Raw genomic sequence first — 19230 nt, 5'->3', positions numbered from 1 at the left:
GGGATGTCATGAAACACGCTGTATTCTTCCTGACTTTTTTACTTTTCGCTGCTTCAGGTTATGCCGCCCCGGTTAAGCCTCGCTGTGCTGTGGATGACCGGAACCGGACGGTGTGTGCAGTTAAGCCGGTTCAACGCATTATCTCTCTGGCTCCGGGGGTGACCGAGCTGGTTTATGCCGCAGGTGGTGGTGACAAAGTCATCGCGGTGGATGACCACAGTGACTACCCTGACGCAGTGAAACAGCTGCCAAAGGTAGGGGGCTATCCCAATACCAGTGCCGAAGCGGTTCTGGCGATGAAGCCTGATCTGTTGGTGATCTGGTCTGGAGGGAACGACTCGCGTCTGTCTACCCAGTTGGAAAAGATTGGTCTGAATGTCTTCTATGCTGATCCCACTGATTTTGATGGTATTGCATCGGCAATACGACGTCTGGGAACAGTCATGGGAACCGCTGCGGTCGCTGAAAAGAATGCAGATGCCTTCTATCAGCAGTATGAGGCGATCAGAAAGCAGTACCGCCAGTCAGAACCTGTGAAAGTGTTTTTTGAAATCTGGGATAACCCCTTAATGACGGTGAATGGTGGGCAGATTATCAGTCAGTCCATCGAGCTGTGTGGTGGTGTTAATGTGTTTGCCGGTGCCCGTCCAAGGGTTCCACAGGTCAGTATTGAAGCTGTACTGGCACAAAACCCTGATGCCATTGTCAGCTCGGAAATCGTGCAGAAAGACCATGATATTCATCGCCGCTGGCAGCCGTATGCCCAGATTAATGCGGTGAAAAACGGTTTTCTGTTTACGATCCCCGGTGACCTGATTGCCCGTCCCACACCCAGAGCCCTGAACGGTGCCGAAGTTCTCTGCCAACAACTCGATCATGTAAGAGCTGCCAAACAGCGCACTGCACAAGGAAAACACTAAATGTCGTATAAATTACAGGCAGCCATAGGGGTTGCTGTTGCCGGTTTCGTAAATGCTTCTGTTGCTACCGATGATGTGTATCGTCTGGATGATGTTGTGGTCACAGCTTCCAGAACGGCTCAGACAGTAGATCAGGCACTGGCGCCGGTAACTGTGATTACCCGTGAGGAGATTGAGAGGAGTCAGGCGAGTAGTGTCGTTGAGCTTCTAAATAAAACACCGGGCATGCAAATGGCCACTTCGGGAGGCCCAGGAAGTAGTGCCAGTGTTTTTCTGAGGGGAACCAAAACAGGTCAGACGCTGGTGTTGTTGGATGGTCAAAAGATTAACTCCACCAGTATGAATGTTGCCCCTCTCCAATATATCGATCCTGATATGATTGAGCGTATTGAAGTTGTTCGTGGACCAAAGTCCAGCTTGTACGGTGCTGATGCCATGGGTGGTGTTATTCAGATTTTTACTCGTCAGGGGTATGGAAAGCCTAGGTTACGGTTAAAAGCTGGTATTGGAACTCATGGTACCGGCGAGTACAACGCAAATTATTCTGGGGAGCATAACGGCTATCGATTTAACCTGGGTGCCAACTTCTATGAAACTCAGGGATACGATCACACCGACAGTAAAATCGGCCGTGATGGAGACGATGATGGCTATCGCAATAAATCCATTTCGGGCAGTGTGTCTAAGCAGTTTGAAAGTGGCTTAGATGCTGGTGTAAGTGTATATCATACAGAAGGTAAAGCTGAGTACGACCATAACCATAATGGCTGGGGCGATTTGGAAACCAAGCCTTACAATGATTTCTCTGTGACCAGCTTGAATTCTCACCTCATGATCCCTGTTAATGAGGTTTGGAGCACTCGCTTAGAGGCTGGCTATATCAAAGAGGATGCTTTTCGTCGTGAAGAGGGGCGTGGCGAAGATAAATTAGCCAGTTTTGCAAAAGGTCGAAGGTATTCGGCTAGTTGGCAGAACGATGTAGAATGGCAGGAAAGCCAGTTGTTGACAGCCGGACTGGATTACAGCTACGAAACTATTGATACGGGCACTAAGTACCCTGAAGACAACCGTTATAATTACGGGGTATTTGCTCAGCAACTCTCGAGCTTTGAGAGTAGTGATCTGCAAATTGGTTTGCGCCATGATAAAAATGAGACTTATGGTAATAAAACAACGGGTAATATTGCCTGGGGTTTTGACTTACCATATAACCTTCGACTGATCCCTTCTTATGGTACAGCTTTCAGGGCTCCCACTTTTTCTGACTTATATTTTCCTGGCTCAGGTAACCCAAATTTAAAGCCAGAAAAATCAGAAAACTTTGAAGTTGAGCTTAAAGGTAAGTTTAAGACAATCAGTTGGTCTGCAAGCATTTTCCGGAACAATATAGATGATATGTTCCTTTATGTTAGCAAGCCAACGGATGACAACGAATTTGCAGGTCATATGGAAAATGTTGAAAAAGCACGTATTACAGGCTTTGAATTCGCAGCAAGCACTCGTATTGAAGGTTGGGATGTTAATGCAAATATAACACTCCTTGATCCAGAGAATAGAACTAAAAATAAGGTGCTGGAAAGACGGGCAAAGCAGCTCATTAATTTGGATGCCGATCGTCGCTTTGGGAAATTCAATGTCGGAGGAACTATTCGTGGTCAGGGACGTACTTATAATGATGTAAATAACAATCAGGAGTTGGCAGGCTTCATGACAGTCGATTTGCGAGGTGGTTATCAGATCTCGTCTGAACTGAAAACAGAGTTTAAATTAACTAATCTACTGGATAAGCAGTATACGACTACTCTTGGCTATAAGAGTGAACCGTTTAATGGCATGCTCTCACTGATCTGGACCCCCGAACTCTAAGCCTCCAAAGCCGTTCCCACGTCAGCTGTTGAGGGAACGGCTCCCGACTTCTCCAAAGCCAGTGACAATGTGGTTCCGGCCAGCTCTTCCAGTGACAAATCCCCGTCGGGCTTATACCAGTTAATGCTCCAGCTGATGGCACCAATAAGCAAACGCCTTAATAAGGTAGGCTTAATTGAAATCATCTGCTCTTCATAAGCCTGTTTCAGTACATCAAGCCATAGTCGCTCATATTCATCCCTTAGCGTTAAGATTTGAGCCTGATTTTCTTCATTAAGACCTCGCCATTCGTACACCAATACGGCCATTTCGGCACCGGTATCCACCAGAATTGACTGCAGCTCACAGAGTATCAAAGCGTAGAGTTTATTTTGTACAGAATGGTTAAGACTCAGAGAGAGTTTCATCAAAGCAATATTCAGAAGAATGGTTTCTTCTACCACGCTTCGCAGTATTTCCTGTTTACTGGGATAGTGATGAAACAGACTGCCGGACTGAATGCCGACTTCTTTTGCCAGGTCACGTACAGTAGTGCGCTCAAACCCTTTGGTTCTGAACAAGGTGGCAGCAGACTTCAGCAACCGGCCTTTGGCACTGCCCGGGTCTACGATGGTTCCTGCATCAATCAGCTGTTGTCTCAGCTGGTGAATTTGATCCGTATTGATGGGCGTAAATGACATGGGTCGCCTTATAAAATTATTCTGGTATAGCGCGGGTCGATGTTATCACAGACAAACGTCTATTGACGTTAGAGTACTTATCATTTTTAGAAGGTGTGTGATGCTTTACCACACACCTCAGCAATGAAGCTGGTGCTTATTCTTCAAACAACTCCTCGTACTGCGCCCTTAAGGTGTTTTTCTGAATTTTACCGGTTGCGGTGAGAGGGAATGTTTCTACTGAAACAATGCGTTTGGGGACTTCAAAACCTGCCAGCCGGTCTTTGCAGTGCCGGATGATGGCGGCTTCGTCAAAAGGCTGATCCGGCGCGATCTGCACCGCAGCACACACGGCTTCGCTCCAGCGTGCATGGGGCACACCGAATACTGCAACCTGCACGACATCGGGCGCAGACAGCAGAACTTGCTCAACCTTTACCGATGCCACATTTTCACCGCCGGTTTTAATCATGTCTTTTTTGCGATCGACAAACACCAGTTGACCACAGTTGTCTATATAGCCCAGATCACCACTATGATGCCAACCATGTTCACAGGCTTTCAGGGAAGCGGTTTCATCACCCAGGTACCGGTTCATGACCAGCGGACCACGCCAGCATATTTCGCCTTGCTGCCCCGGTGGTAGTTCATTGCCCGCATCATCCAGAATGGCCTGATCCGTAATGACAGACGGTACGCCCCAGTAATTCGCTTCTTCCAGTTCGGTATCGCTGTTTTCATAAAACGCATTTGAGAAGGGGGTGTATTCCGACTGGCCGCTGGCAAGGTGGAACTGGCAGCCTTTAAAAGCTTCTTTGAGTTGCCGGAGAATAGCTCCGGACATGGGTGCCATACCATAAAGTCCGGTGGTGAGATGGCTGAAGTCGAATTCCCTCAGGTTGGGTAATGCCAGAAGCCCCTGCCACATAACAGGCAATAGCCCGGTGTTCTGAATCTTTTCAGCTTCCAGCAGTCTGGCTACGTTTACCGGGTCAAACTGTGGCAAAAGCACGAGTTTGCCGCCCAGTTGTAGCGTCATGATACACATCGACAATGATGCACATTGAAAGGTTGGCAGAACTGCAAGATGGCTGTCGTTTTTATTGAAGCCGAAGGTGATCGGGTTGCTCAAACTGGACAGACACATTGACAGGTGTGACGTTTCCACACCTTTAGGTTTTGAAGTGGTTCCGCTGGAAAAAATGATGTGGGCGGTGTCTCGGTCACGAATCACAATATCATCGATATCGCTGACATCCTGACCTTCTGCTAATCCATCCAGCGTCAGTCCTTCATCACTGCCAATGGATACCCGTATACTGATGTCTGCCAAAGCATCGCCAACGGTCAGGGGGGGGCGAAGCGCGGTTCACAGACAACGGCTTTAACGTTGGCTTTTGACAGGTTGTAGTGGATGTCTCCCACTGCCTGCAAAAAATTAACAGGTACAGCCACAAAGCCGCCTTTGTAGCAGGCAAATAACACCGCAAAAAACTCAATACTGTTGGTAGCGAGCAGGGCTAATGAGTCGCCCTGTTTGAGACCCTGTTCTCGCAACCCTCTGACCAGTTGATTGCTTAACTGGTTCAGTTGCTGATAAGTAATGGTGCTGCGACCGTGCTCGTTATAGCCAACTATGGCCGTCTGATTACCAGAATCACGTGATCTCCGGCGTAGCATATCGCCGAGGGCAATTCTTTCTATCAGGTTTTTCTCAAGAGCGGGTGAGGGCATTGGCAGGCTCCGTTATTGTTCTTGTTTTTATTGTTAATATTCGGGCGTTGCGTAAATTTCAAACTAACGTAGAAACCCATATCGATAAATAGCAAGCGCTTGGTTTTGAATGGAAATGCCTACTGCTCCGCAAAACCGGAGTCTTTACGGTACGAATCTTTTATTTGCGAATCTGTTCACTTCTCTACCAATCGTTTGCTTGGTATGGTCGCAGAATAATAAAAATATTCATTGCCCGGGCTTTAACATGACGTCAAAGAAAACGGTTCGAATAGGCTGTGCTTCAGCGTTCTGGGGTGACACCGGCGGCGCAGCTTTTCAATTAGTGCAGGGTGGCGATCTGGACTATCTGGTCTTTGATTATCTGGCGGAAATGACCCTGTCCATCATGGCAGGAGCGCAGCTGAAGAATCCGGAAGCCGGCTTTGCCCCTGACTTTATTCACACTCTTAAACCTCTTTTGGAATCGATCCAATCCAAAGGCATCAAAGTTTGCAGTAATGCTGGCGGAATCAACGCCAGAGGCTGCGCAGAAGCACTCGCCAGCGTGGTTGAGCAGGCAGGACTGGATCTGGTCATAGCATTAGTAGAAGGCGACAACCTTGTGGCACAGCAACCTGCTTTCCAAGAAGCCCGTGTTGTAGACATGTTCAGTGGTCAGGCGTTGCCAGAGCGTTTAACCAGTGCCAATGCTTATCTGGGAGCCCCCTCAGTATCCGCCGCTTTGGCCGCAGGTGCAGACATTGTCATTACCGGCAGGGTCGTTGACAGCGCGCTGGTTCTCGGGCCGCTGGTTTACGAATTTGGCTGGTCATGGGATGACTACGACAGGTTGGCTCAGGGGTCGCTGGCCGGGCACGTTATCGAGTGTGGCACTCAGACGACAGGTGGCAATTTTACGGACTGGCATCTGGTTAAAGACGGCTATGCCAATATGGGCTTTCCCATTGTTGAGTGTTCTGAAGATGGTTCATTTGTTGTCAGTAAGCCTGAAAACACTGGAGGGTTGGTGAGTTGCCATACGGTGGCAGAACAGATTCTTTATGAAATTGGTGATCCTGAAGCGTATTTGTTGCCTGATGTTACCTGCAACTTTCGTAATGTTTCACTGGAGCAAATCGCTGTTGATCAGGTGAGGGTAACGGGTGCTAAAGGTCAGTTGCCTTCTGATCAGTACAAGGTCAGTGCGACCTGTCTTGATGGTTATCGTTCAAACGCAACCTTTATGCTGGGTGGTATTGACGCGGCGGATAAAGGCAAGGTGGTAGCCCACGCCATTATCCAGCGTGTTAGAGATATTTTCAGCCGGAAAGGGCTCGCTGATTTTGATGAAGTGAATATAGAGGTTCTGGGCGCAGAAACGACTTATGGCGCGCAGGCCGATTGCAGCCATGCCCGGGAAGTTGTGGTGAAAATGGCCGTTTCCCATCAGGATAAAAAAGCCCTGACGGTGTTTGGTCAGGAAATCGCCCAGGCCGCTACGGCGATGGCGCCCGGTATTACCGGTCTGGTGGGAGGGCGACCCAAGCCCGGCCCACGACTCTGTCTGTTTTCATTCCTGTGAGATAAAAGACGGATAAATGCTACTTTCAGCCTGATCACTTCTGATAAAACATCAGCTAATAAAGAAGCTCATACAGTTGAGGTAAGAGCTGGCAAAGCAGAAGAAACGATCCGCAGTGACTGGGTGAATCATCCCGTACCTGAACTCTCTGATGAAGAAACCAACTTTTCTGTACCGCTGGTTAAGCTGGCGCTGGCGCGAAGTGGTGATAAGGGTGACCAGTGCAATATTGGCGTGATTGCCCGGGATAAACGTTATCTGCCTTATATTGAAGCGGCTTTGACCACTGATCGGCTAAAAACGTACTTTGCACATCTGCTTACGCCTCGGAGTGATATCCATCGTTATCAGCTGCCTGGTATGAACAGTCTCAATATTGTTATGACGCACAGTCTTGGCGGTGGAGGTATGGCGAGCCTTCGCATTGATCCTCAGGGTAAAGCCATTGCCCAGCAGTTATTGTCGATGCCCGTTACCGTTAGTAAAAAACTGTTTGAACAGGTTTCCGGAGGTTCGCAATGATGATTCTTGAGTCCGGCGTTGATACTAATAGCGAATCATTCCAGACAAACTATCAGGCCATGTCAGCCTGTATCGAGGCATTCAGAGCCCTTGAACAGGCATTGCACGATAAAGCCCGTAGCGCGAGAGAAAAGTTTCATGCTAAAGACAAGCTGTTACCTCGTGAACGTTTGGCATTGCTGTTAGACCCGGGCTCCAGCTTTATCGAGTTAAGCTCGTTGGCGGGCTATAAAATGCATGATGATAAAGACGGTACGACAGCCGGTGGTGGCATTATTGCCGGAATGGGTTTTGTCAGCGGCGTTCGCTGTATGTTGCAGGTTAATAACAGTGCAATTAAAGGCGGTACGATTTCACCCACAGGACTGGAGAAAACCCTCAGGCTTCAGGACATTGCCAGAGAAAATAAACTGCCACTGATTACGCTGGCAGAGAGCGGTGGTGCCAACCTGATGTATGCCACCGATGTTTTTGTACCCGGTGCCAGAGCCTTTGCCAATCAGGCGCGCTTATCCAGTGCCGGTATACCCCAGATTACGGTGATTCATGGTAACGCGACCGCAGGCGGTGCTTATCAGCCAGGGCTATCGGACTATACGATAGCGGTTAAGCAGCAAACCAAAATGTTTCTGGCTGGCCCGCCTCTTTTGAAAGCAGCAACGGGTGAGACTGCCACGGACGAGGAATTGGGTGGTAGTGATCTTCATGTGTATGAAGCGGGAACCGCCGATTACCTTGCCCGGAATGACCGTGACGGCATTGCACTGGCACGCGAAATTACCAGTACGTTGTCGTGGAATGAATCTCTGGTGTTGCCTGAGAAAAAAGCAGTGAAACCGCCCCGCTATTCGCAGGATGAGCTGCTTGGCATTATCCCTTCGGATAGCAAGAAACCTTATGATGTCAGGGAGGTGGTTGCGCGGCTGGTGGATGACTCTGCGTTCAGTGATTTTAAAAGCGAGTTCGACCTTCAGACTGTGTGTGGCTTTGCCGCTGTGGATGGTCATGCCATAGGGATTATCGGTAACAATGGCCCTATTACCGCAAAAGGCGCGAACAAAGCAGCACAGTTTATCCAGCTGTGTCAGCAGAGTAAGCGGCCATTGTTGTTTTTGCATAACACGACCGGCTTTATGGTGGGCACAGAGGCAGAACGCAGCGGCATTATTAAACACGGTTCCAAACTGATTCAGGCCGTTGCCAATGCCAGTGTGCCCAAGTTGTCGATTTTGGTTGGTGGCTCTTACGGTGCTGGAAATTACGCCATGTGTGGCCGTGGTCTTGACCCCCGCTTTATATTCTCGTGGCCGAATGCCAGAACCGCAGTGATGGGTGGTGAGCAGGTCGGTAAGGTGCTGCGCATTGTCAGTGAAGAAAAAATGCGTAAACAGGGTATTGAGCCGGATCAGAAGCAGCTGGAACAAGTGGAAATGGCCACTGCAGCCCAGCTGAATGCCGGTTCTACAGCTGTCTTTGGTACTGCACGACTGTGGGACGATGGCATTATTGATCCCCGTGATACCCGGGAGCTTCTGGCGCATCTTCTGGATATTTGCTGGCAGGCAGAGCATCGGGAACTTCAGGCCAACCAGTTTGGTGTTGCACGCTTTTAAACCATTTAATAATAAAAATAATAAGGAAGCCTCATGATTTTGACCCAGCAACATCTCGAATTAAAAAGAACCATCGATCGTTTTGTTGAAAACGAGATCAATCCGCATGTTGAAGAATGGGAGCAGTCTGGTTGCTTTCCGGCGAAAGAACTGTTTAAAAAATGGGCGATCTTGGTTTTCTGGGCATCAGCAAGCCGGTTGAAAACGGTGGAATGGGACTGGATTACAGTTATGAAATGATTGCAGCTGAAGCCTTTGGCGGGATTCGTTGTGGCGGTGTACCAATGGCTATTGGTGTGCAGACCAACATGGCAACACCGGCACTGGCTCGTTTTGGCAGTGATTATGTGCGTGACTCGTTTCTGGCTCCTGCCATTGCCGGAGAGCAGGTTGCCTGCATTGGTGTCAGCGAGCCGGGAGCGGGCAGTGATGTCTCAGGAATAAAAACCACCGCTATTAAAGACGGCGATGACTACATAATCAATGGCAGTAAAATGTGGATCACCAATGCTACACAGGCCGACTTCATCTGCCTGTTAGCCAATACTTCGGATGAACCCGCCCATAAAAATAAATCCCTGATCATTGTGCCTACGGATACGGCTGGCATCAGCTTCTCTGACAAGCTCGATAAGCTGGGCATGAGAAGCTCGGATACCGCCCAGATATTTTTCGATAATGTCCGGGTGCCACAACGCAACCTTATAGGTCATGAAGGTGCCGGATTTGTGATGCAGATGCAGCAGTTTCAGGAAGAGCGTTTGTATATTGCTGCCATGTCCCTCAAGAGCATGGAAATCTGCATTAATGAAACACTGACGTATACCCGCGAGCGGCAGGCGTTCGGGAAACCGTTGCTTGCCAACCAGTCCATTTTGTTCCGTTTAGCTGAATTACAAACCGAAGTGGAACTGTTACGTGCTCTGACCTATCAGGCCTGTGAACAATACGTTCAGGGTGAAGATGTCACCCGTCTGGCTTCCATGGCGAAACTGAAATCCGGTCGCTTGTCTCGCGAGGTCAGCGATGCCTGCCTTCAATATTGGGGTGGCATGGGTTTTATGTGAAATAACGTGGTCAGCCGGTTTTATCGGGATAATCGTCTGGGTTCTATCGGGGGCGGAGCCGATGAAATCATGCTGGGCATCATTGGCAAATACATGACCGTAAACAAGGGTTAAAACGACGATGATGGATTTGAGTGCCTTTGAAACGTTGCTGGTTCATAAAAACGACAAAGTATGGTCAGTCACCCTGAATCGTCCGGCTGTAGCCAATGCCATGAACCTGAAAATGGTCAACGAACTGTCTCAGGTTATGGACCTTGCTGTTGAGGGTGGGGTAAGGGTTCTTGTCCTGCAAGGTGCAGCCGGTAATTTCTATGCGGGCGGTGATATCAAAGAGATGCAGGCAATGGCGAAAGACCGGCAAACACTTGCCAGTATGAATCGTGCGTTTGGCACCATGATTGAAAAAGCCAGTCAACTGCCTTATGTCGTAGTAGCCGTGCTACAGGGCGCGGTGCTGGGTGGCGGTCTCGGACTTGCCTGTATCAGTGATGTTGCCATCAGTGATAAAAGTGCGACCTTTGCCATGCCTGAAACCTCGCTCGGCATTATTCCTGCACAGATTGCCCCGTTTGTAGTTACTCGCCTTGGTCTGACACAAGCACGCAGGTTGGCACTGTTGGGGCTGCGTATCAGTGCCAGTGAAGCGCTTTCTATTGGGCTGGTGCAACAGGTGTCTGGGTCTCCGGAAGCTTTGGAGAAAGATGTGGATCGTCTGATAAAGCAGGTACTGCGCTGTGCACCTGATGCAACCGCGATGACGAAAGCGCTATTACATCAGGTGGGTAATGTCCCAATGGATGCATTGCTGGATCAGGCGGCAGAAGACTTTGTCCATACGGTCGCAGGGGAAGGGCGTGAAGGTGCCTTGGCCTTTGCCGAAAAGCGCAAGCCCGAATGGTCAGTCACTTAGTATGGCAACAGGGAACGTCGATGTTTAATAAAGTGTTAATAGCCAACCGTGGTGAAATTGCGCAGCGGATAATCCGCACTGCCAGAGATCAGGGCTATAGAACGGTTGCCGTGTATTCCAGTGCTGACAAAGGTTCACCTCATGTTGATCTGGCAGATGAAGCCGTCTGCATTGGTGGAAAGACGGCAGCAGACAGTTACCTGAATCCTGACAAGATATTGGCAGCAGCGAGAGCGACAGACAGTGATGCCATTCACCCCGGCTATGGTTTTTTATCGGAAAATAGTCTCTTTGCAGCCGCCTGTGCTGATCAGGGCGTGACTTTTATAGGCCCTGATCCACAGGCTATTGAACTGATGGGCTGTAAACGGGCATCAAAAGTAGCTATGCAGGCTGCCGGGGTTCCCTGTATTCCTGGCTATGAGGGCAAGGATCAAAACGATAATGTTCTGATGGATGCCGCCATAGGTATTGGTTTTCCTTTGATGGTGAAAGCGGCTGCCGGAGGTGGCGGGCGTGGAATGCGAATTGTCACCGATGCCTCTCAGTTACAAAGCCAGCTTGAATCTGCACGTTCCGAGGCTCTGAGTGCTTTTGGCAGTGATCAGCTGATTCTGGAAAAAGCCTTAACCCGCGTCCGACATATTGAAATTCAGGTCTTTGCTGATACCCATGGCAACGTTATCCATCTGGGTGAGCGGGATTGCAGTATGCAGCGTCGTCACCAGAAAGTGATTGAAGAAGCACCGTCGCCGGTATTAACGCCATCTTTGCGTGAATCCATGGGGCAGACTGCCATTCAGGCCGCAAAAGCCTGTAATTATGTGGGAGCCGGTACCGTAGAGTTTTTGCTGACACAGGATAATGATTACTATTTTCTGGAAATGAATACCCGCCTGCAGGTCGAGCATCCGGTCACCGAATGGGTAACCGGACTGGACCTGGTAGAGTGGCAGCTGAGAGTGGCAGCAGGAGAAACCCTGCCTCTGACGCAAGACGATGTGCGTATAAAAGGGCATGCCATTGAAGTGCGCTTGTACGCCGAAGACCCTGCCCATGACTTCATGCCACAAACGGGTACGGTGGCGTTATGGCAACCTGCACTGGTTGATCAGGTCAGTAGCGAAGCATTGCAGGGTGTCCGGATTGATTCGGGCATTCAGAAGGGCAGTCAGGTGAGTGCTTTTTATGACCCTATGCTCGCCAAGCTGATTGCTTTCGGAGACAACCGAGAGCAGGCTCGCCGTCGTTTAGTGCGTCTGGTGCAGGATTCCCATTTGCTAGGGTTGCGGGATAACAGAGCTTTTCTCAGCGAATTGCTGAACAGTGACTGCTTCAGGGAAGGTGAGGCAACCACGGATTTTATTGAACGACAATTTTCAGGCAATCCAAGTTTGTCAGCTCAGGTGGTTGAGGCGGAAGAGTGGGCAGTGGCAGCTTTATTGATGAGCGTTGGTGAACAACATCATCGAGCTTTTCATAGTTCCAGTTTAAATAGCTCCAGTTTAAATCGTTCCAGTTTTAATAGTGCGAGTGTTGGTCAGCGACTGCTGAAGCTTCGTTGTGGTGATGAGGCTCAACAGTGGGGATTTACCCGATTGTCGGCTGACTGCTATCGACTTGAAAGGGATGGCTTGGATTATGAGATTCAGCTAGTAGAACTGTTGGAAAGCCAGCTTCGGTACATGGTTAAGGGTGTTTTGAAAACTGTCACGTTTTATCAAAACGAGCAGACATTGTGGCTGACCAGTCCCCGGGGTAACTTGCAGTTTGATGATATTTCTCTGGTGGTAGATAAGCAAAGCGCCAGTGGTTCCAGTCAGGTACTAGCTTCCATGGACGGGGTGGTCGTCGATGTGCTGGTGGAGAGTGGTCAACGGGTGAAACGTGGTGATCTGTTGGTGGTGATTGAAGCAATGAAAATGGAACATCCGTTAAAGGCGGGTGTTGACGGGGTGGTGAACACCGTTTTAGCCAGTGCCGGCGATCAGGTTAAAGGTCGCCAGTTGCTGATCGAACTGGAAGATGAAAAGGCTGAGTCATGATGTCAAAACAGGTATTGCCGGAAAGCTGGCAGGAAAGGCTATCGATTCCCGTTGTTATGGCGCCCATGTTTCTGGTTTCCGGTCCTGATCTGGTTATTGCCGGGTGTAAGAAAGGCATTGTGGGTACCTTTCCGGCGTTGAATCAACGCACCAGCGAAGGGTTGGAACAGTGGCTGATTCAGATCACCACTGAACTTCACAATTTTGAGAAAGAAACAGGGAAGCTTGCTGCACCCTTTGGGGTTAACCTGATTGTCCATGACACCAACTCCCGTTTGCAGGCTGATCTTGCCTTATGCATCCAATACAAAGTGCCTCTGGTGATCACCGCTCTGGGTGCTGTTCGGGAAGTGGTGGATCAGGTTCATAGTTATGGCGGTGTTGTCTTTCATGATGCAACCAATACACGTCATGCAAGAAAAGCAGCCGCTGCCAATGTGGATGGCATTATTGCCGTAAGTGGTGGTGCGGGAGGTCATGCAGGTACCATCAATCCTTTCTCGTTGATAGAAAGCATCCGGCAGTTTTGGGATGGTTGTCTTTTGCTAGGTGGTTGTATCAATAAGGGGCATCATGTTCATGCCGCCAGAGTGATGGGGGCCGATCTGGCGTATGTGGGAACCCGCTTTATCAACACACTCGAAAGCCGCGCTCCTGAAGGCCATAAAGCCATGATTATTGCCTCAGGTGCTGAGGATATTCTGCATACGCCTGCGGTGACGGGAGTACCTTCGAACTTTATGAAACCAAGCCTGATTCAGTCGGGGTATGATCCGGACGCACTGACAAGTCGGGGGCAGGTGGATTTTGGGGAAAAATTAACGGCAAAAGGAGCAGACAGCTCCAAAGCCTGGCAGGATGTCTGGTCTGCCGGTCAGGGGGTGTGTGGCATACAGGATATTCTTGGTTGTGACGAGCTGGTGGATCAGATGATTCGGGAATATCATCAGAGCCTTGCGAACACTAAGTAACTGATCAACGTTCTCACATCTGAAGGATACTGCTATGCCGTTACAAAAATCCCGGGATATCCGCGAACTCTGTTACCCGTTTATCTACGAATCATCTGCCTTGTGTGACTATGAAATCATTACCGACGAACTCTGCGCCACGTTGGGTGGAGTGATTTCCGAGCTGGAAGGCGATGACCGGTTTGAAGATGTTTTCCGGTTTCTGGATGAGCTGCAGCCAAAAATCTTCAACTTGAACGGATCGATCCGGGGTAAGCAGGCGATTTTTGAAGAGCAGATTCAATGGCTTGCCGGTTATTTTGATCATTACCAGTCAGAAATTGCCGGACAGCTTTCGGGCTTTGTCTTGCCTCGCGGTGGGCGATCGGTGCAGTTACTCCACGCCTGTCGTTCCCAGAGCAAAAAAGCGGTTCGGGCACTGGTTGCTGTGGATGCGGAAGGTATCGAGGTGCCTGATGAGTTACATCGTTTTGCCAATATGCTCTGTAACCTGTTTTTCCGTTTAACGGTTGTGATTAATCGCCGTCTTGGCATCACCGAACCGTCTTACACCAGCAAAAGTTATAGTTTGAAACCGCCAAAGTCTGCAAAAGTTAAGACAAGTTGAGTTTTTGCACGTATGTTAAATATAGGGACTAAAAAAACGTTGGGAGACGCCGATACTTTTAAACTCTGTGAAGCTCTTAGAAGTTCAGAGAAGTACTGAATCTACCCTGTCTGATGCCAAGGAGGAGCAAGGATGCTTCTTGTTGTAGTTGTTGCCGCATTGATTGTTTTGTTGACCGCTGCCTTGTCCGTGATCGAATCTGCCATTATTTATGTTGATGACCTGAGACTGGCGACCATTCTGAGAAACAACCCGAAAAACCGGGACGATATCAAGTATGTCATTCGTCAAAAGGATAGACATTTGTCGTCTATGGTGGTGCTGATCACTTTAATCAGTATTGCCGGAAGTTCGGTCATTGGCGCCATTGCTGCCCGTCAGTTTGATGATCTCGGGCTGGCTATTTTCACCGCATTACTGACTTACTGCATGCTTGTTTTTGCCAAGATTCTTCCCAAGCTTTATGCAGTGCAGGTGGCGGATCGGGTGCTGGATCATACGGCACCTTTTGTTCGCTTTGTGGCTTTCCTGCTGCGGCCGGTGATTCGCTTTACCTTAATATGGACCCGGCTGTTTGGTATTCAGGAAAACAGGAAGCCGACTCTGGATGAGCTTAAAGGCATTATTCGACATTACGGTAAGACCGGAATCATTGCCAGAGAAGAGCGCAAGGTGCTGGAGCAGGCATTAACGTCCAATCACACCACTCTGGCTAATTTGCTGGAAGATACCGGGCCAACGATGTATCTGAAAGCCGAAGCTACTCTCGGTGAAATTCAGGAACAGGTTTTAAATCAGCCCTATAAACGTTATCTGGTGGTTGAAGATAATAAAACGACAGGCGTAGTTTTGTACCGGCACCTGACCGGCTGCCTGATCCGTGGCGATTACGATAAAAAAGTGGGAGAACTTGCCAGAGTAGCGGCCTGGCTGGAACCGAGTGCGACTCTTTTGGAAGCGATGCAGACCCTGCATGAAACCCGTGCATCAGTGGCACTGGTGCGGGGAGCCGAGCCGGAGAAAACCCGAATGGTGACTGCCAAGCAGATTTATCGGGCTATTCTCCAGAGTGCATGACTTTTAGGTATTTACGGTTTACGTGACCGAATTAACTTCTTCCGCCGTTAAATAGCGCCACTCACCGGGTGCAAGGCTCTCATCCAGTTCAATCTGACCAACCTGTTCCCGGTGCAGTCTTTCAACTTTATTGCCTATCGCAGCAAACATCCGTTTTACCTGATGGTATTTACCCTCTGTGATAGTGAGCAATACTTCAGTGGGCGAGAGGATTTCCAGCTTTGCCGGTTTTGTCACTGTCTTTTCACCACGCAGCCCGACACCGTTGGCAAAGGTTTCAACAGCATCGTCCTGAATCGGATCGGTCAGTTCAACCCGGTAACGTTTTCCACAGACCTTTTTGGGTGACATCAGTTTATGTGACCACTGTCCATCATCGGTGATCAGCAATAATCCTGTGGTATCGACATCCAGCCGACCAGCGATGTGCAGGGTGCTGATTTTATCGATATCCAGCAGGTTCAGAACCGATGGATAATCGTCGTCGGTGGTTGAGCTGATGAAATCAACCGGCTTGTTGAGCATGATGTAGCGCAACCCGCGTAAAGACAGCAGGTTACCTTCTATTCGAACTTCAGCGGCTTCCGGCACTTTAAAGCTGCCGGACTTGATCACCTTGCCGTTGCAGGTGACATCGCCGCCGCGCAGTAGCCGCTTGGCTTCTGCGCGACTTAGTTCAGTGCTTTCGCACAGATATTTATCTAGACGCATCGTAGGATTACTTCAGGCTTGCTGCCCATTCCAGAAAGCTTTTGCGGGTTGCACTGTCAGCTTCCGTGAACCAGTACTTCAGCATACGTTCTGCCATCACGTTTTCTTCCGGAGTGTTGGTTTCAGCACCGGAATAAATGGAGGTGTCCTGTTGGGCTCTGGCAAAACCATGGGTAGACTCGGCTACCTGAGCGCCAGCCAATTCGGGAAAGGCAGCTTCGTTGTCGGTCATGTTGAATTTGCGAACATCGGCTGCATAGTTACGGCCAATCTGAATACCACGGGAAGGCAGTGTGGCAATTTCATAAGCCACTTCTTCCTGTTTTTCATTCACTACAGTGATTTTGCTTCCCGGGTCCCGGTTGATAGCATCAGCCTGTCGTCTGTTTAGCAGCCTTGGGGCTTCAATGGTGTAGTGATGTCCGTCCAGCGGATGAAAACTGATGACAAAAGGTCGGGAAGTGAACTGTTCGACATTGTTGCCGGAACCGAGGGTTTCTTTCAGCTCAAAAACGACCTGATGACGCTTTTTAGTCAGCTGGATGGGTTTGCCTCTGGAGAGATCCAGATCTTTTGCGGCTTTGCCGTCCAGTACCAGCAGTTCGGCCCTGACAGGTAGCTTGAGAGTGCTTTCAACCCCGGCAAAGGCAGGGTTACTGACCAGTGGCAGGGTGAACAGTGACAACAGCATGACTTTTAAAGTCGTTGCAGGCTTGATGAATGTTCTCATCGCAACGCTCATGGCGACTACCTTCATAAGTGAAACTCCAAAGAAGGCACAAAATGCCGTAGACATTTTGCAAAAGCAAGTGGGAATGTCTCTGCTGAAGGCTTTCAGGGCGTGAATTCCTGATCCTAACTCCTTATACTTGCCGCACTTAACAGTAACTAATCAGACTTATGAACCAAACCGTAGAAACAGATAACGTGACCGATATTAACGCAGATGTTGTCGTCATCGGTGGTGGTATCGCTGGACTCTGGCTGTTTAATACCCTGAACCAGCAGGGCTATAAAGCTTTGCTGCTGGAAGAGGAGGCTCTGGGGGGCGGACAGACGATCAAGTCTCAGGGCATTGTTCATGGTGGTACCAAGTACACGCTTTCCGGCAACCTGACCAAGGCGGCGGAATGCATTGCCGGTATGCCGAAACGCTGGCGTGATGCGCTGGCAGGGCAGGGGGATGTTGACCTCAGTGATGCCCGGATATTGTCCGAATACCATTACCTATGGTCTCCGGGGGATATTGCTTCACGTATGACCTCTTTCTTTGCCAGCAAAGCCCTGCGCGGGCGTGTCAATCAGGTCAAAGAGCGTGAGAAGTTGCCAGCCATTTTCCGTAATGACAGTTTCCGCGGTAAGGCTTATGAGTTGAACGAGATTGTTCTGGATATCCAGACGGTAGTGAAAAGTCTGGTCAAGGGGTTGGAATCCCGCACCCTGAAGGTGGACTGGGCGCCGGACAGCGGCAATTCCCGTATTGTCAGCGACAATGGCGATATTGCTTACATTGAGCATACTCAGGGCGATATGACCTATCGCATTCAGGCCGGTAAGTTTGTGCTGACGGTCGGAGAAGGCACACGTACCCTGATGGGACGCTGGGGTATCAGTGAGCCGGAGATGCAACTGCGTCCGCTGCATATGGTGATGGTAAAACACGCTCATCCTGACCCGCTCTATGCACATTGTCTGGGTGTAAAAACGGTTCCGCGCATGACGGTCACCAGCCACCCGACCGAAGATGGTCAGTGGGTCTGGTATCTGGGCGGCGAGATTGCTGAAGACGGCGTCGAGCGCACACCGGAAGAACAGATTCGGGTCGCTCGACGGGAGCTGGCAGCGATTCTGCCCTGGGTAAACTTCGACAATGCCCAGTGGTCCACACTGCGGGTGAATCGTGCCGAACCCAAGCAAAGTAAACTGCTGCGTCCCGATGCTGCTTTCTGTCAGCCGGTTGGCAATGGCATTGTGACCTGGCCGACCAAGCTGGCTCTGGCTCCCAACCTGGCCGACGAAGTGGGCAACCTTCTGGAAGCTGACAATGTCAAGCCATCGGGCAATGAAGATTTTGCCCTGCCTGCTAATCTGAAGCATCCTGAAGTCTGCGAACAGTTCTGGAGCAAGCATTTTGACTGACCCCGTGTTATCCCCCCGACGGATTGCCGGTACAGACATAGCGGTGTCGCCGATCGGCTTTGGCACTGTTAAGCTGGGCCGTGACCAGCAGGTGAAGTATCCGCAGGGATTTAAAATTCCTGATGATCGCACTGCGACAGAGCTGCTAAAACTTGCCCGGTCTCTGGGTATCAATCTGCTGGATACGGCGCCGGCCTATGGCATCAGTGAGGAACGTCTGGGCAGACTGTTACAAGGCCAGCGTCAGGACTGGGTTATCTGCAGCAAGGTGGGTGAAGAGTTTAGTAAGGGACAGTCCCATTTTGACTTTTCGCCGGAGCATGTTCGTTTCAGCATTGAACGCAGTCTCAAGCGCCTCAAGACTGATTACATTGATATGGTGCTGGTTCATTCCAGTGGGGATGACGTTAATATCATTCAGCAATACGGTTGTCTGGATGTGCTGGCGGATCTGAAAAAAGAAGGTTTGATTCGCGCTACCGGTATGTCTACCAAAACGGTAGAAGGCGGTATTCTGGCACTGGAGCAATCGGATATTGCCATGGTGACTTATAATCTGAACGAGCAGGCGGAAAAGCCGGTGCTGGATTATGCTGAAGCACACGACAAAGGTATTCTGATTAAAAAAGCACTGGCCAGCGGACATGTCTGTCTGGAAGGTGAAGACCCGGTTGAGAAAAGCATGGAGCTGGTGTTGGGTCATCCGGCTGTTTCCTCAGCCATTATTGGTACCATTAATCCGAAGCATCTTCGGGACAATGTTAAAGCCTGCGCACGAGTATTGGAATAATCGTTGTTCTGCCTTGCAGTCGGTGCCGGACC

General features: G+C 49.8%; 17 protein-coding genes and 1 pseudogene. 13 read left to right on the top strand and 5 right to left on the bottom strand.

The window, feature by feature from the left end:
- Positions 1-8: 8 nt before the first annotated feature.
- Positions 9-920, top strand: a complete 912-nt coding sequence (locus EZMO1_RS20305) for a cobalamin-binding protein (protein ID WP_051789907.1) — start codon at positions 9-11, stop codon at positions 918-920.
- Positions 921-2786 carry a TonB-dependent receptor domain-containing protein gene (locus EZMO1_RS20300; RefSeq protein ID WP_051789908.1) on the top strand — a complete coding sequence of 622 codons (1866 nt, stop codon included), beginning with the start codon at positions 921-923 and terminating at the stop codon, positions 2784-2786.
- Here EZMO1_RS20300 and EZMO1_RS20295 read toward each other — a convergent pair.
- From EZMO1_RS20295 to EZMO1_RS20285, 3 genes are all read right to left on the bottom strand, one after another.
- On the bottom strand, positions 2783-3466 hold the full coding sequence (locus tag EZMO1_RS20295; protein WP_051789910.1) for a TetR/AcrR family transcriptional regulator: 684 nt from the start codon (positions 3464-3466) through the stop codon (positions 2783-2785). The genes EZMO1_RS20300 and EZMO1_RS20295 overlap by 4 nt on opposite strands.
- A gap of 136 nt (positions 3467-3602) precedes the next feature.
- On the bottom strand, positions 3603-4778 hold the full coding sequence (locus tag EZMO1_RS20290; protein WP_051789911.1) for a class I adenylate-forming enzyme family protein: 1176 nt from the start codon (positions 4776-4778) through the stop codon (positions 3603-3605).
- Between the two features lie 14 nt (positions 4779-4792).
- Positions 4793-5179: an AMP-binding protein gene (locus EZMO1_RS20285; protein WP_051789912.1), complete on the bottom strand. Its 387-nt coding sequence runs from the start codon at positions 5177-5179 to the stop codon at positions 4793-4795.
- A 247-nt stretch (positions 5180-5426) separates the two neighbouring features.
- Between EZMO1_RS20285 and EZMO1_RS20280 the strand changes: the two genes are divergently transcribed.
- The 9 genes and pseudogenes from EZMO1_RS20280 to EZMO1_RS20245 all read left to right on the top strand — a co-directional run bounded on the left by EZMO1_RS20280 (position 5427) and on the right by EZMO1_RS20245 (position 15558).
- Positions 5427-6743 (top strand): acyclic terpene utilization AtuA family protein, encoded by a 1317-nt coding sequence (locus tag EZMO1_RS20280; protein ID WP_330217120.1) that lies wholly within the window; start codon positions 5427-5429, stop codon positions 6741-6743.
- A gap of 123 nt (positions 6744-6866) precedes the next feature.
- Complete coding sequence (locus EZMO1_RS27890; protein WP_330217121.1) at positions 6867-7265, top strand: AtuA-related protein; 399 nt, start codon at positions 6867-6869, stop codon at positions 7263-7265.
- Positions 7262-8878: an acyl-CoA carboxylase subunit beta gene (locus tag EZMO1_RS20275; RefSeq protein ID WP_034875853.1), complete on the top strand. Its 1617-nt coding sequence runs from the start codon at positions 7262-7264 to the stop codon at positions 8876-8878. The genes EZMO1_RS27890 and EZMO1_RS20275 overlap by 4 nt, the downstream gene beginning before the upstream one ends.
- A gap of 33 nt (positions 8879-8911) precedes the next feature.
- Positions 8912-10059, top strand: a pseudogene (locus EZMO1_RS20270) (acyl-CoA dehydrogenase family protein).
- A 7-nt stretch (positions 10060-10066) separates the two neighbouring features.
- On the top strand, positions 10067-10858 hold the full coding sequence (locus EZMO1_RS20265) for an enoyl-CoA hydratase/isomerase family protein (RefSeq protein ID WP_034875856.1): 792 nt from the start codon (positions 10067-10069) through the stop codon (positions 10856-10858).
- Positions 10843-12903: an ATP-binding protein gene (locus EZMO1_RS20260; protein ID WP_275934920.1), complete on the top strand. Its 2061-nt coding sequence runs from the start codon at positions 10843-10845 to the stop codon at positions 12901-12903. Before EZMO1_RS20265 ends, EZMO1_RS20260 begins: the two co-directional genes overlap by 16 nt.
- Positions 12900-13874, top strand: coding sequence for an NAD(P)H-dependent flavin oxidoreductase (locus EZMO1_RS20255; protein ID WP_201772192.1), 975 nt, complete (start codon positions 12900-12902; stop codon positions 13872-13874). Before EZMO1_RS20260 ends, EZMO1_RS20255 begins: the two co-directional genes overlap by 4 nt.
- A 34-nt stretch (positions 13875-13908) precedes the next feature.
- Positions 13909-14481: an adenosyltransferase gene (locus EZMO1_RS20250; RefSeq protein WP_034875860.1), complete on the top strand. Its 573-nt coding sequence runs from the start codon at positions 13909-13911 to the stop codon at positions 14479-14481.
- A 132-nt stretch (positions 14482-14613) separates the two neighbouring features.
- Complete coding sequence (locus tag EZMO1_RS20245) at positions 14614-15558, top strand: CNNM domain-containing protein (RefSeq protein ID WP_034875862.1); 945 nt, start codon at positions 14614-14616, stop codon at positions 15556-15558.
- 18 nt (positions 15559-15576) lie between these two features.
- Here the strand turns inward: EZMO1_RS20245 and rsuA are convergent, their stop codons facing one another.
- Positions 15577-16269, bottom strand: a complete 693-nt coding sequence (gene rsuA / locus EZMO1_RS20240; protein WP_034875871.1) for a 16S rRNA pseudouridine(516) synthase RsuA — start codon at positions 16267-16269, stop codon at positions 15577-15579.
- A gap of 7 nt (positions 16270-16276) precedes the next feature.
- On the bottom strand, positions 16277-17011 hold the full coding sequence (locus EZMO1_RS20235) for a YccT family protein (protein WP_160174052.1): 735 nt from the start codon (positions 17009-17011) through the stop codon (positions 16277-16279).
- A 158-nt stretch (positions 17012-17169) separates the two neighbouring features.
- Between EZMO1_RS20235 and EZMO1_RS20230 the strand changes: the two genes are divergently transcribed.
- Positions 17170-18408, top strand: coding sequence for an FAD-dependent oxidoreductase (locus EZMO1_RS20230; RefSeq protein ID WP_051789914.1), 1239 nt, complete (start codon positions 17170-17172; stop codon positions 18406-18408).
- Complete coding sequence (locus tag EZMO1_RS20225; RefSeq protein WP_236632015.1) at positions 18401-19198, top strand: aldo/keto reductase; 798 nt, start codon at positions 18401-18403, stop codon at positions 19196-19198. Before EZMO1_RS20230 ends, EZMO1_RS20225 begins: the two co-directional genes overlap by 8 nt.
- Positions 19199-19230 lie beyond the last annotated feature (32 nt).

Source organism: Endozoicomonas montiporae CL-33 (assembly GCF_001583435.1).
Taxonomy (GTDB): Bacteria; Pseudomonadota; Gammaproteobacteria; order Pseudomonadales; family Endozoicomonadaceae; genus Endozoicomonas_A; species Endozoicomonas_A montiporae.
This window is presented reverse-complemented; position numbering and strand designations above follow the sequence as displayed.

Bases quoted from the DNA above. Each gene is read 5' to 3' on its own strand.
- EZMO1_RS20265 (WP_034875856.1), top strand. From the start codon at position 10,067: ATGATGGATTTGAGTGCCTTTGAAACGTTGCTGGTTCATAAAAACGAC.
- EZMO1_RS20280 (WP_330217120.1), top strand. From the start codon at position 5,427: ATGACGTCAAAGAAAACGGTTCGAATAGGCTGTGCTTCAGCGTTCTGG.
- EZMO1_RS20250 (WP_034875860.1), top strand. From the start codon at position 13,909: ATGCCGTTACAAAAATCCCGGGATATCCGCGAACTCTGTTACCCGTTT.
- EZMO1_RS20285 (WP_051789912.1), bottom strand. From the start codon at position 5,179: ATGCCCTCACCCGCTCTTGAGAAAAACCTGATAGAAAGAATTGCCCTC.
- EZMO1_RS20235 (WP_160174052.1), bottom strand. From the start codon at position 17,011: ATGAGCGTTGCGATGAGAACATTCATCAAGCCTGCAACGACTTTAAAA.
- EZMO1_RS20230 (WP_051789914.1), top strand. From the start codon at position 17,170: ATGAACCAAACCGTAGAAACAGATAACGTGACCGATATTAACGCAGAT.
- rsuA (WP_034875871.1), bottom strand. From the start codon at position 16,269: ATGCGTCTAGATAAATATCTGTGCGAAAGCACTGAACTAAGTCGCGCA.
- EZMO1_RS20295 (WP_051789910.1), bottom strand. From the start codon at position 3,466: ATGTCATTTACGCCCATCAATACGGATCAAATTCACCAGCTGAGACAA.
- EZMO1_RS20255 (WP_201772192.1), top strand. From the start codon at position 12,900: ATGATGTCAAAACAGGTATTGCCGGAAAGCTGGCAGGAAAGGCTATCG.
- EZMO1_RS20245 (WP_034875862.1), top strand. From the start codon at position 14,614: ATGCTTCTTGTTGTAGTTGTTGCCGCATTGATTGTTTTGTTGACCGCT.
- EZMO1_RS20260 (WP_275934920.1), top strand. From the start codon at position 10,843: ATGGTCAGTCACTTAGTATGGCAACAGGGAACGTCGATGTTTAATAAA.
- EZMO1_RS20275 (WP_034875853.1), top strand. From the start codon at position 7,262: ATGATGATTCTTGAGTCCGGCGTTGATACTAATAGCGAATCATTCCAG.
- EZMO1_RS20300 (WP_051789908.1), top strand. From the start codon at position 921: ATGTCGTATAAATTACAGGCAGCCATAGGGGTTGCTGTTGCCGGTTTC.
- EZMO1_RS20305 (WP_051789907.1), top strand. From the start codon at position 9: ATGAAACACGCTGTATTCTTCCTGACTTTTTTACTTTTCGCTGCTTCA.